The sequence below is a fragment of the Acinetobacter sp. ANC5681 genome, assembly GCF_023488045.1.
In the GTDB taxonomy this organism is placed as follows: domain Bacteria; phylum Pseudomonadota; class Gammaproteobacteria; order Pseudomonadales; family Moraxellaceae; genus Acinetobacter.
Genome location: NZ_JAMFKZ010000045.1, coordinates 1 through 13,031 on the forward strand (window position 1 = coordinate 1; position 13,031 = coordinate 13,031).

At 39.1% G+C, this 13,031-nt stretch carries 10 protein-coding genes, 2 tRNA genes and 3 pseudogenes; 6 read left to right on the forward strand and 9 right to left on the reverse strand.

What is annotated here, in order from left to right:
* Positions 1–117: pseudogene (locus M5121_RS14755) on the forward strand (IS4-like element ISAba33 family transposase); the annotation flags it as partial.
* A 93-nt stretch (positions 118–210) separates the two neighbouring features.
* Here M5121_RS14755 and M5121_RS14760 read toward each other — a convergent pair.
* Together M5121_RS14760 and M5121_RS14765 are read right to left on the reverse strand one after the other, a co-directional pair.
* A complete protein-coding gene (locus M5121_RS14760) occupies positions 211–981 on the reverse strand; it encodes a metallophosphoesterase family protein (RefSeq protein ID WP_249571595.1) in 771 nt (256 codons plus the stop codon).
* Positions 962–1,900: a diacylglycerol/lipid kinase family protein gene (locus M5121_RS14765; protein WP_249571596.1), complete on the reverse strand. Its 939-nt coding sequence runs from the start codon at positions 1,898–1,900 to the stop codon at positions 962–964. The genes M5121_RS14760 and M5121_RS14765 overlap by 20 nt, the downstream gene beginning before the upstream one ends.
* A gap of 396 nt (positions 1,901–2,296) precedes the next feature.
* Here M5121_RS14765 and M5121_RS14770 point away from each other — a divergent pair, with 396 nt between their 5' ends.
* Together M5121_RS14770 and M5121_RS14775 are read left to right on the forward strand one after the other, a co-directional pair.
* Complete coding sequence (locus tag M5121_RS14770) at positions 2,297–4,126, forward strand: phosphoenolpyruvate carboxykinase (GTP) (RefSeq protein WP_249571597.1); 1,830 nt, start codon at positions 2,297–2,299, stop codon at positions 4,124–4,126.
* 320 nt (positions 4,127–4,446) lie between these two features.
* Positions 4,447–4,932, forward strand: coding sequence for a hypothetical protein (locus M5121_RS14775; RefSeq protein ID WP_249571598.1), 486 nt, complete (start codon positions 4,447–4,449; stop codon positions 4,930–4,932).
* A 118-nt stretch (positions 4,933–5,050) separates the two neighbouring features.
* Here M5121_RS14775 and glpD read toward each other — a convergent pair whose 3' ends face one another.
* The 3 genes from glpD to glpK form a co-directional block, all read right to left on the reverse strand.
* Positions 5,051–6,571: a glycerol-3-phosphate dehydrogenase gene (gene glpD, locus M5121_RS14780; protein ID WP_249571599.1), complete on the reverse strand. Its 1,521-nt coding sequence runs from the start codon at positions 6,569–6,571 to the stop codon at positions 5,051–5,053.
* A 256-nt stretch (positions 6,572–6,827) separates the two neighbouring features.
* On the reverse strand, positions 6,828–7,586 hold the full coding sequence (locus tag M5121_RS14785; RefSeq protein WP_005158113.1) for a DeoR/GlpR family DNA-binding transcription regulator: 759 nt from the start codon (positions 7,584–7,586) through the stop codon (positions 6,828–6,830).
* 50 nt (positions 7,587–7,636) lie between these two features.
* On the reverse strand, positions 7,637–9,151 hold the full coding sequence (glpK, locus tag M5121_RS14790) for a glycerol kinase GlpK (protein WP_249571600.1): 1,515 nt from the start codon (positions 9,149–9,151) through the stop codon (positions 7,637–7,639).
* A gap of 258 nt (positions 9,152–9,409) precedes the next feature.
* Here glpK and M5121_RS14795 point away from each other — a divergent pair, with 258 nt between their 5' ends.
* On the forward strand, positions 9,410–9,835 hold the full coding sequence (locus tag M5121_RS14795; RefSeq protein WP_087548097.1) for a hypothetical protein: 426 nt from the start codon (positions 9,410–9,412) through the stop codon (positions 9,833–9,835).
* Positions 9,836–9,888: 53 nt separating this feature from the next.
* On the opposite strand, the pseudogene M5121_RS14800 reads toward M5121_RS14795, so the two are convergent.
* The 3 genes and pseudogenes from M5121_RS14800 to folD form a co-directional block, all read right to left on the reverse strand.
* Positions 9,889–10,171 (reverse strand): annotated as a pseudogene (locus M5121_RS14800) (GNAT family N-acetyltransferase).
* A 116-nt stretch (positions 10,172–10,287) separates the two neighbouring features.
* On the reverse strand, positions 10,288–10,956 hold the full coding sequence (locus tag M5121_RS14805; protein ID WP_249571601.1) for a class I SAM-dependent methyltransferase: 669 nt from the start codon (positions 10,954–10,956) through the stop codon (positions 10,288–10,290).
* Between the two features lie 47 nt (positions 10,957–11,003).
* Positions 11,004–11,852: a bifunctional methylenetetrahydrofolate dehydrogenase/methenyltetrahydrofolate cyclohydrolase FolD gene (gene folD / locus M5121_RS14810; protein ID WP_208727764.1), complete on the reverse strand. Its 849-nt coding sequence runs from the start codon at positions 11,850–11,852 to the stop codon at positions 11,004–11,006.
* Between the two features lie 152 nt (positions 11,853–12,004).
* On the opposite strand from folD, the gene M5121_RS14815 reads away from it, so the two are divergent.
* Positions 12,005–12,078 (forward strand) — tRNA-Cys (locus M5121_RS14815).
* A 14-nt stretch (positions 12,079–12,092) separates the two neighbouring features.
* Positions 12,093–12,178: transfer RNA gene (locus tag M5121_RS14820), tRNA-Leu, on the forward strand.
* A gap of 116 nt (positions 12,179–12,294) precedes the next feature.
* Here the strand turns inward: M5121_RS14820 and M5121_RS14825 are convergent.
* A pseudogene (locus M5121_RS14825) lies at positions 12,295–12,951 on the reverse strand (alkaline phosphatase D family protein); the annotation flags it as partial.
* Positions 12,952–13,031: the final 80 nt, after the last annotated feature.

Genomic DNA, 13,031 nt, shown 5'->3' on the forward strand with positions numbered 1-13,031 from the left:
TTGGACTATGTTCAAATGGCTATTCTACGTTTGATTGGTTTTGGAAAAAAAGAAGAATTTAAGAAAGTGCTAGCAATTTTAAGGAAGAAAAAGCCTGATAGGACAAGGGCCCTATGAAATTTGTCGTGTACAAAGTATTTTTTGAATCCGTCAATGCGTAAGTCCTATAGATAAGCTTTTTTGTCGTTTCTTTAACGAGTGTATGGGTAATTAAGCGGTTTGACTATATAAGTTTTTAAACTTTCCCAAGCGCTCATCAAACCAATAATGCTCAATTGTTCCGTCATCTAAAATCACGTTAAAACTATTTGAAAACCCAAAACGCAAACGATTTGAAGTTGCTGTTCCAGCATGAATATCCAAAATAGGATGGTTAAATCCCAATTGAAAAATTTGATTTAAATCATGAACAGCAACTTTGTGTAGATGCCCATGTAATAAACCAAACAACCCTGTCTCACCCCAACGTTCTAATGCAATTTTAGCAAGCACAGGACAATCCTTATCTCCATGCTCATTTGGGAAGGTATAAAAAGGCTGATGGAAAGTGACCAATTTTATTTTATTTGTGGGTGCATTTTTCAGCTTGGTATCCGTTTCATGAATTTGCTCAAGAGAAATATGCCCTCGGGTATGGTATCTCCGACGAATACTATTCATGCCAACAATATAAAAATGCTCCGTTTCTAAAGTGGACTCTAAACGGCCAAAAAATGCTTGGTAACGTACAAATGGAGAGAAGAAGCGATTCCAGACATGATAAAGCGGAATATCATGATTACCCGGCACAACAAGATATGGGATATGTAAAGAATCTAAAAACTGACGGCAATCATAAAATTGCTTGAAACGCGCACGCTGGGTTAAATCACCACTGATTACAATTGCCTCTGGGCGTTTTTGTTGGCAAAACAGTCGTATCGCTTGAATACATTCTTCACGTTCAGTACCAAAATGTAGATCAGATAGGTGTAACAACATTTGGAACCATCACTTTCAAGGCTGATTTTTTTACTGAGAATTTTAAAGGTGGTTGCATATCCACTAATTCCCCATCGACTGCAACAGTAAGTTTGGCCTTTTTACAGTCAACATGTATTTGTTCGGCACAAAAAGAATAGACGTCCGATGCTTGATCAATTTCACCTTGAACAAGTTTCCATAGCATTTTTAATAAACTGATTCGGTCACTTTTAGCAACAACAACTCCAGCTAACTTGCCTTTTGCAGCACATTCAGCCACTCTTAATTTCATATCCTCTAATTGCAACTGATTATTACCAAAGAATATTAACGGAGTAACTACAGGATATTTTTTCCCATCAACCGTGAGTGCGAGTTTTAATGATTTATGTTCGCGCAGTAACACATCTAACGCCGAAGTATAAGCATGTAATGGAAAGCGCCCTAAATACTGGTTATAAAGTTCACGCTTCTTAATGAATAAAGGATACAAACCTAAACTGGCATTGTTCAAATAAATTTGATCATTAATCGTTGCAACATGAACTTCGCGCGGTTGACCCACTGCGATTACTTCTGCTGCTAGAGCCACATCAATCGGAATATCTAAAGCACGTGCAACATAATTAAACGTACCTAAGGGCATTATTCCCATTGGAATATTGGTATGCATTAACTTTTTTGCTACGGCATTTAATGTACCATCACCACCTGCAGCAACAACTACCCCACGCGCATGTTCCTGTTGATGTCGAGATAAAATATTATTCATCATTTCATCAAAATTCATGTGCGAATTTAATTCAAATACCTGAATTTCAAATCCTTTCTGACTCCAAAAAGCCATAAGAGCTTCATATTGGTCTTCTTGCTGTGCTGCATGAAAGCCAGATTTTTGATTGTAAATTATGGACAAGGGCCGTAAATTCTGAATCATACCTAACAGCCTTAAAGATAAATCACCAGTATTTTTGTTTATAAAATCAACAATTAAAAGTTTGTTTATGTAAATTTTGGATGAGCATTATTCAATTTATCAATAATAATTCTCAAAAAAAATAAACAAATCTATCTAATTGTTTTTAATAATAATTTAAAATAAAAATAATACACATAAAAAAATTACATATAGAACCAAAAAATACTCAATTTACGCAAAAACAATATGTTACCCATAAATATACACTCTTAGATTAAGACTCTATCAAACACGGTAGTCTTATTTTTTTTACGATTTTATGCTTTAATACAGCCACTTTTTTTACTTCATCTATTTTCATTGTCATCCAATGAATAGAATTGTACGTCGTACACACTTTAAAAAGGCATCACCATGACCCAAGTGAACGCACCAGAATTCGTTCGTCACCCTAAGCTTATTGCATGGGTGGAAGAAATTGCAAAATTAACCAAACCAGCAAAAATCGAATGGTGTGACGGAAGCGCGGAAGAATATCAACGTCTGATCGACTTGATGATCGCTAACGGCACCATGCAACAACTTAACCAAGAAAAACATCCTGGTTCTTATCTTGCAAATTCTGACCCTTCTGATGTTGCTCGTGTTGAAGATCGCACATATATCTGCTCTGAAAATCAAGAAGATGCTGGTGCAACAAACAACTGGGTTGCGCCTGCTGAAATGCGTGCGAAATTAAACGGCTTATTTGATGGCGCAATGGAAGGTCGTACCATGTACGTCGTTCCTTTCTCTATGGGTCCTTTAGGAAGCCATATTGCACACATCGGTATCGAATTAACAGATTCACCTTACGTTGCTGTCAGCATGACAAAAATGGCGCGTATGGGTAAAGCAGTTTATGACGTATTAGGTACAGATGGTGAGTTTATCCCATGTGTTCATACGGTTGCTGCTCCATTGAAAGATGGTCAAAAAGATGTCGCTTGGCCATGTAACAATGAAAAATACATTGTTCATTACCCAGAAACTCGTGAAATCTGGTCTTACGGTTCTGGTTATGGTGGTAATGCTTTACTTGGTAAAAAATGCCTAGCTTTACGTATTGCTTCTGCAATGGGTCGTGAGCAAGGTTGGTTAGCTGAGCACATGCTTATTTTAGGCGTAACCAATCCACAAGGTGAGAAACACTACATCGCTGCGGCATTCCCTTCTGCGTGTGGTAAAACCAACTTTGCTATGTTGATTCCACCAGCAGGTTATGAAGGTTGGAAGATTGAAACTGTAGGTGACGATATTGCTTGGATCAAACCAGGTGAAGATGGTCGTTTATATGCAATCAATCCAGAAGCAGGTTTCTTCGGTGTTGCACCTGGTACAAATACCAAAACCAACCCGAACTGTATGGTGACATTAACTAAAGATGTTATCTATACGAACGTTGCTGTAACAGATAACGGTGAAATTTGGTGGGAAGGTCTTTCTAAAGAAGTTCCAGCAAACTTAACCAACTGGAAAGGTCAGCCTCACGTTGAAGGTGAAAAAGCGGCTCATCCAAATGCTCGCTTTACAGTTTCAGCTGGTCAATGCCCTTCTATTGATGCTGACTGGGAAAATCCAGCAGGTGTACCAATCTCTGCATTCATCTTCGGTGGTCGTCGTGCAGATACAGTACCTTTAGTGACTGAAGCTTTTGACTGGGTTGATGGCGTTTATAAAGCTGCAACAATGGGTTCAGAAACAACTGCTGCTGCTGTTGGTCAACAAGGTATTGTTCGCCGTGACCCATTTGCAATGCTTCCTTTCGCTGGTTATAACATGGCTGATTACTTCGGTCACTGGTTACAACTTGGTCAAGAAGTTGGCGCTAAAGCAGAAGCTGCTGGTAACAAATTACCAAAAATCTTCAATGTAAACTGGTTCCGTCGTGATGCTGAAGGCAATTTCGTATGGCCTGGTTTCGGTCAAAACATGCGTGTTCTTGAGTGGATTATTGATCGTTGTGAAGGTCGTGCTGAAGCAACTGAAACTCCTATTGGTTACGTTCCAACTTATGAACAATTGAACTGGACAGGTATCGACTTCTCTAAAGAGCAATTCGAAACTGTTACAGCACAAGACAAAGACCAATGGATCAAAGAGCTTGAAAGCCACACTGAGTTATTTACTAAACTTGGTGATCGTTTACCACAAGCACTTAAAGATCGTCAAAATGAATTATTAGCAGCTGTTAAATCTGCTTAATCACTCTAGTTTCCCTCTTGATTAAAGAGGGGTTCAGGGAGATTTAAAAGGTCACTTAGGTGGCCTTTTATTTGGCTGATCAAGTAACGAAGTGCAACACATTTGTAAGTAGTTGAGAAAGCGATAATACGACAGCTTATCGTTTGGGCTGGTGAACTGACATTTTATTATCCTTGTTATTTTTATGATTTAATGATAGTTTTTAGTTCAAATAAATCAATATTATTTTGTTTAATACTTCATTAAATAGGCGTCTTATGCAGCAAATTTTAGCATCTGATGTGTCACCTCTGCCGCATAAGAGTAGTTAGGTGAGCGGAATGTACCTTGATCTCAGAGCACACATTGATTCTGTCGTGGGAAATCTCGAAGGCTCATGGGTCGCGAAGAAAAGCAGCTATGAATCAGATGCATGCAAAGGTCTTGGCTTCAAATGCGAAATGGGCCGCTATGCCGATGCATCTTGGAATAATTACTCAATAGAGCTCAAGAAAGGCACATCCATCTGGATTGATATCGTTCGCTACAGTGAAATACTTCTAGATCACCCACACCTCAATGTAGATACATCTGTCACATTATTCTTAGTTCCAGATAAAGATAAATCACATATATCTGATGTGGTTTGCGTTCCAACATCACGTCTCATAAGTAAGCTCAATCTAGATAAAGAGGCTGCGAAAGTAATAGTTAGTCTAAAAGAAATGATGCCACGCCAGCTTAATGCCCAAGCCAGCCTTACAGTTAAAGATGTAAAAGAGATGAGCGTATTTTCCTCAGATATGATATCGAGCCTTCTGCGGTAATGGCCACTCACCTAACAACTCGTTCAAGGGTCGACGTTTTCGGCATGCGCCGAAAACGCGCCCTTAACTCCAACGTTAGATAAAAGGCTCTTTAAAGACAGTACGGCTATACAATTTTTTAAGCGGCATGCGGCTCTTGCTGTTTAGATACTAAATAAGCATCTAATTGATTCATTTCAATTTGTGTAAAACTCAAGCCCAATTTGGAACGTCTCCAAAGAATATCTTCGCTAGTTGTTACCCATTCAAATCGACATAAGTAATCCACTTCTTTAGCAAATAATCCATGTCCAAAACTCAGTCCAAGCTGATCAATTGAAACAGCCTCGCCCAAGATATTCCAAATACGTGAGCCATAAGCTGATGCCCAACGCTTAACTAAATCTTCTGATGCATCAGTGACTTGTGCACGAATTTCTCGCATCAACTGTTCAACAGACTCCATATTTTCGCCACCAGGTAAAGCTTCTGTTGCAGTCCAACTCCCCTTCATTTCAGGGAAAAATGCTTTTAACTGCTGCATAGCTGACTCAGCCAATTTACGATATGTTGTTAATTTTCCACCGAATACGGAAAGTAATGGGGCCTGCCCCACCTCACCTTTGGACAAAGCCAAAGTATAGTCACGGGTAATCGCTGATGGATTATCTGATTCATCATCACAGAGTGGACGTACCCCAGCAAATGTCCAAATAACATCCGCTTGAGTAAGCTGTTTTTTGAAATGAGCATTGCTCACTTCAAGCAAATAATCTGTTTCTGCTTGAGTAATTTGTACTTGCGCAGGATCACCTTGGTATTCACGATCCGTAGTTCCAATCATGGTGTATTGATCTAAATAAGGAATTGCGAAGACAATACGGCGGTCATCATTTTGCATAATAAATGCTTTATCACCTTCATACAGTTTCGGTACAATGATATGACTACCTTGAATCAAGCGAATACCGTAAGGTGATTTGAGCTCTAAATCTTGTTTGATGAATTTTGCGACCCAAGGGCCAGCAGCATTGACCAGTGCCTTTGCTTTAATTTGGAATTGACAATTTTCATTTTCTAAATCAACAATCCAATACTGCCCATCTCTTCGTGCAGACAAACAACGAGTACGAGTTACGATATCAGCACCCTTTTCACGGGCATGCATCGCATTAAGTACAACCAAACGAGCATCATCAACAGCACAGTCAGAATATTCAAAACCACGTGTTATCGCAGAATTTAAAGGGCTATTTTCTTTAAAATAGACATTATTTGAACCCAATAATTTCTCACGCTTACCTAAATGGTCATAGAAGAACAAACCCGTGCGAATCAACCATGCAGGGCGAAGATGTGGGCGATGCGGCATAATAAAACGCATTGGGCGAATAATATGTGGAGCTTTAGCCAATAGCACTTCACGCTCAGCTAACGCTTCACGTACTAAACGAAATTCTTTGTGTTCTAAATAACGTAAACCACCATGAATGAGCTTACTGCTTGCAGACGAAGTATGACTGGCTAAATCATCTTTTTCACACAAGAATACCGATAAACCGCGTCCTGAAGCATCAGCCGCAATACCAACACCATTGATACCACCACCAATGACCGCAAGGTCATAGATTTTTTCATTTGTCTGAGGAGAAGTTTGCATAGATCACCACAAATTTTTCATTATTTTTCGATAATGAAAATTTAAACATATAAATCGAAAATAAACAATAAAAAATAGATCAAAAAATGCCAATCTATCGACACTTTTAGATAAATGGTAAAATTCAATGGAGAAACTAACAGTTCAGAAACACGGTAACCGCATTTATTTATAAGAAAAATATAGTTTTTATTGAATATATCTTGAGTTAAGTTGATTAACTCAAGAAAAGTAACAATTTTTCGAAAATGAATATTTATTTTGCAACAATCAAACCAACATCTAACTCTCGGATGGTTTTTATAAATTGCTCATTTGGCTGTTGATCAGTAAAAATACAATCCACTTGCTTAAGTGAACCTAATCGAATCATCGCATTACGCCCAAATTTACTGCTATCCGCGGCTAAAAAAACTTGGCGTGCACTTGAAAGAATTTCTTGAGAGACACACACTTCCTGAAAATCAAAATCAAGCAATGTGCCATCTTCTTCAATTCCACTAATCCCGATAAGCGCATAATCTGCTTTAAACTGTTTGAAAAAATCAGCGGTTGCTTGACCAATGACACCACCATCTGGACGAACACGACCACTGGCAATCAGAACTTCAAAATCCTCTTTTGTGCTCAGGGTCTTTGCAACATTCAGGTTATTAGTAATGACTTTTAAGCCCGTGTGATTCAGTAGTGCATGAGCAATCGCTTCGGTTGTGGTGCCAATATTAATAAATAAAGAAGCGTGATTTGGAACGGCAGCAGCAACAGCTTCAGCAATTGTTCTTTTTTGCTCAAGCATATGCCCGACACGCATCGTATATTCTGTATTTTCAACACTTGAATCATGCGCAGCGCCGCCATGATAACGGCGCAAAAGCCCTTCATCCGCTAATTGATTAATATCACGACGAATCGTTTGAGGTGTAACATCGAAATGTTGAGCAAGTTCTTCAATACTAATATAACCACGCTCTCGTACTAATTCGAGGGTTTTTTGTTGGCGTAGTATCAAGCTCATGCTCATCAATCCTGTTTTATTTACGGCATATTATATCCGGCTATTTTAGCTTAATCTTCTGCCCAATCTCGAGTACGTCCGACAGCTTTTAACCAACCTTTATACAATTTTTCAGTTTGATCCTGACTGCATTCAGGTATAAAGGTTCGTTCGATCGACATTCTACTCTTCAATTCATTTAAATCCGACCAGAAACCGACAGCTAAACCAGCCAAAAATGCGGCTCCCATCCCTGTCGTTTCTTTCATTGCTGGACGTTCAACTGAAGTCGAAAGAATATCCGCTTGGAATTGCATCAAGAAGTTATTCGCTGTTACACCACCATCTACGCGGAGTGTCCGCAACTTTTCGCCAGAGTCTTGTTGCATTGCATCTAATACATCGCGTGTTTGATAAGCAATTGACTCTAAGGTCGCACGAATAATATGCTCAATACTCACACCACGTGTAATACCCAAGATCGCACCACGTGCGGTTGGGTCCCAATACGGCGCACCCAAACCTGTAAATGCAGGCACAACATATACGCCATTACTATCTTTCACTTTGGTTGCGTAATATTCAGAATCATACGAATCATTAATCGCTTTGAGTTCGTCACGCAACCATTGCACACATGATCCACCATTAAACACAGCACCTTCTAGAGCGTAATTCACTTCACCTTTTGCACCACATGCAATGGTAGTCAACAAACCATGTTCAGATTGAACTATACGCTTCCCTGTGTTCATCAATAAGAAACAACCCGTCCCATAGGTATTCTTGGCCTGCCCGACTTCTACACACATTTGTCCAAATAATGCAGCTTGTTGATCCCCCGCAATACCTGCAATTGGAATTCCAACTTCCTGACCACTAATGGTATGTGTGTATCCATAGACCTCAGATGAGCTACGCACAGTTGGTAACATTACTTTTGGAATGTTTAAAGCTTCTAAAAGTTTGTCGTCCCATTCCAATGTTTCTATATTAAACAGCATGGTACGTGAAGCATTGGTATAATCTGTCACATGAACTTGACCATTGGTCAATTTCCAAATCAACCACGTATCCACCGTACCAAACAAAAGCTCACCGCGCTCTGCACGCTCACGACTTCCTTCAACATGATCAAGAATCCATTTTATTTTTGTTGCTGAAAAATATGGATCGATGACTAGGCCCGTTACTTTTCGAACATAATCATCCCAACCATCTTGATGTAACTGATTACAAATTTCATTGCTTTGACGGCTTTGCCAAACAATAGCATTATAAATCGGCTTACCAGTTTTCTTATCCCAAATGATCGTGGTTTCACGTTGGTTAGTAATCCCGATTGCAGCAATTTGGTCACTTGAAATACCCGCTTGTGCTAGCGCCTCAACCCAAACTGCACTTTGAGTTGCCCATATTTCCATAGGATCATGCTCAACCCAACCTGGTTGTGGGTAGATTTGCGTGAACTCGCGCTGAGCAATACTAATAACATTTGCATCATGATCCAACACGATTGCTCGTGAACTTGTTGTACCTTGGTCAAACGCAACCACATATTTTTTTTGACTATCTGTAGAGATCATGACACACCTATCCAGACTTGCCTTATAGCAGACCAATAAACTAAATGCCCGTTAAAACGGGCAAAAATACTGCAATAAAGCAACGACTTCTGTATTAAATAAAAAACTTGGCAGATTATATGCAAAATTGTTCGAAAACGAAAATTCTTTCTTTAACTTTGAACCTCAATACGATGAATAGCGCCAATTTCAAAGATTACTCACAATAACAACCTTATTTTATGCCATACTAATTATGGAAATAATAGGATCATAGATATGAAAAAAACCAATTTATTCATTATTGTTACAAGTACACTTGTGATCACTGCATGTCAAAGTACACCACACAAATTTAACGGCGTGACGGGCTATCAAATAGAAAATAAAACAACAACTTCAGCCACGATTGCTTACACCCTTGCAGCACGTACCAATCAAGATTTAGATCAAAAGAAATTACAACATGCATGCAACCAAGTTTTAGGCGTAGGAAAAACTTATAAAATTTCAATACTCAGTGTGAATGAAATTATGAATCCTACACAACAAGAACAATACGGCGTAAAACTTGGAAATAGTCGTGCAACTTTTGGACTTTCTAATTCACCTGATTTCAATAACAGTGAAGGATATGCAACACGCCAAGCACTTGAAGCACGCCCGACTACACTTAAAGTCATTCGCTATACTTGTTCTGAATAAATAATAATCATGGATGCATAAGTTTTTCTTTAGCTTTATACATCCTATATATTTTATATCTTCAAGACATCAAGAATTGATAGGTCTTTATCGAAAACCGACTTTGCAAATGGGTATAAAGGAATGACTTTAATGTTGCGACTTCTTGCAAAAGTAACTAACTCATTTAAAAGTTTTCGACCTAATCCTTGCCCTCGAAATTGATCGTTCAAATCAATGTGATCAATAATTAACAAGTATCCCAGCCCATGTGTAAGCCATTTCACCAGCTACTGTTTCACCGTTGAACAGCTTAAATATCCCATGTTTATTATCATCAACCTGTTGAATATTCATTTTCTTTCCTTTTGAAGATTATTTCTATTTCAACTGAATGTTTTAGCATGAGTAAGAGGAAAATAGTGTTGAGATTTGATAGTCTCAACACTGATTATTTTTAGATTAAACATTATTTATTTTGTGCGGTAAAAACTCACATTTCTAAACTCTTTGGATTCATCCAAGTCAGGCCAAGTCGTTGCACTGCGTTCATCAATTTTCATATATTGAGGATGGCTAAAGTTTTTAACTCGGCTATCGGCAACCCAAACTTCAGGTGCGAACTTAAGAAATTCATCCAAGAAGAAACGATTACATTGGTCATACAGGACATCCGCAGCGAGCAATACATCCACTTGCTCGGCTTTATATAAATCATCCAAATATTCAAGTTCAACATCATTCAACAAAGCATTTTCACGACATGACGCAAGACTTACTGGATCAATATCACAACAGATCACACGCTTCGCACCTGCCATTTTTGCAGCAATTGCAACTACGCCCGAACCTGCACCAAAATCCAAGACCACTTTATCTTTAACATGATGTGGCTCAGCGAGTAACCACTGTGCCATCGCTAAACCAGATGCCCAACAGAAAATCCAATACGGTGTCTCATTCCAAATACGACGAATCACCTCATCATCCAAACGATCCGTTGGAAAAACTGGTGGAATCAACCATAACGATATAGGTGTTTCAGGAAGCTGCTGTGCTAGTAGATCCGTATTAGGGATGACTTCATGTAATGCTTGAAGTAAATATTCAGGGGCTTTCTCAAATTGAAATGTACAACTCATATATCTTTAATTCTAAAAAACCCCTCTTATCGAGGGGCTATTAATCTTTAAACTAATGCTTTTTCAGCAGCTTCAACAGTTTGACGAATCAAAGTCGTAATCGTCATTGGCCCCACACCACCTGGAACTGGTGTATAAGCAGAAGCAATCTCTTCAATTCCCACTAATTGAATATCACCGACACCACCGCCATCACGCGGGTGGAAACCTGCATCTACAACAACTGCACCTTGCTTGATCCAGTCTTTTTGAATCAACTCAGCTTTACCCACCGCACCGACAATGATATCTGCTTGTTTTACCAATTCAGCTAAGTTTTGAGTACGTGAGTGGCAAATAGTTACTGTCGCATTCGCCTGTAATAACATCATTGCCATTGGTTTGCCTAAAATCGCTGAGCGACCGACCACAACTGCATGTTTACCCGCGATCTCGATCTTGTTTTCTTGCAAGATTGTCATAATACCCGCAGGTGTCGCAGAACCATAGGCTGCTTCACCCATAGCCATACGGCCAAAACCTAGACAAGTCACGCCATCCACATCTTTAGCTAATGAAATAGCATCAAAACATGCTCTTTCATCAATTTGTTCAGGCACTGGATGCTGCAACAAAATACCATGCACATCAGGATTAGCATTTAATTTTTCAATCTCAGCCAATAATTGCTCTGTTGTGGTTTCTTTTGGAAGCTCAACTTTAAGTGAATCCATACCGACACGGCGGCAAGCGTTGCCTTTCATACGCACATACGTTGCCGATGCACCATCATCACCAACCAAAATTGTTGCCAAAATTGGGGTACGTCCCGTTTTTGCTTTTAATGCTTCTACACGAACCAACAAATCAGCTTCGATTTGTGTTGCCAACGCACGACCGTCTAAAACCAATGCCACAGCGCATCTCCAAAGTGGGTATGAATCAATTGCGTAAATAATACATGATAATTTAACCAATATTCTTTTAGATGTTGTTTTTATGTGCATATTCACGGCAAACACTATTGTTTTTTTTCTAAAGGTTGCTAATATGTGCATCACCAAATGATGGCGGGGTGGCAGAATGGTCATGCAGCGGACTGCAACTCCGTGTACGCCGGTTCGATTCCGACCCCCGCCTCCAAATTTGGTTTTAAAGCCCGAGTGGTGAAATCGGTAGACACAGGGGATTTAAAATCCCCCGCCCACAAAGCGTGCCAGTTCGAGTCTGGCCTCGGGCACCATTTTTCATCAAATGAAATTTGGTGCTAAAAATTCCAGCTTAATGCTGGTTTTTTTATGTCTGAAATTTAAAAATAAAAAAGCCAAACATTAACGTTTGGCTCGATGTATCAATCGTTTAAGCAACTTGCTGCCCTGCTTTCACTGGCAACAAATTCTTATCAAAACTGAGCTGATATTGTCTGGCTGTATCAATGCTATATTCAGATTTTTTGATTGAATCCACATAAACCCACTGTGACTGTACCTGAGTTTCATCAAACTGAACCATGAGATAACCTCGTTGGTTTAAGTTGCAATAGTTCAGCTCATCAATCAAGGTGGTAAATGCAAATTCAAACTGCTGTAGCTGAGCCAATGGAATATTTAAATATTTTTCCAGACCTGGTGAAGAAACTGAACTGGTTGCCAATTCCACACCTACAAATGCACCATCTTTACTATATAAATTAGAAGACCATGCATTATGGGTATCCCCTGCAAGTACAACAACTTTTTTATTTAATTGCGCCAAAGTGCCGTATAAAATTTCACGCTCAACAAAATAACCATCCCATGCATCTAAGTTATAAGGTGCAACGGTGAGGATACGAGCTTTTTCCTGACTGGTTAAGCTCGGATCACCTTGCTTTAAACGCATCTTTAAGGTGACTAGCTCAGTAATTTGCGTATTCATTTTATTTAAGGTGTCGGCAGTTGGATTGCCTGAAGTTATTTCAGCCAAAGAAAGTAACAACTCAGCAGGAATAAACATTTTCGCCATTAATATTTGTTGATGTGTGCTTAAAAAACAGGAGGGTTTAACTTGGTAAACTATACATACTCATTAGGAGTTTACCATGAGCAAGAAACAGA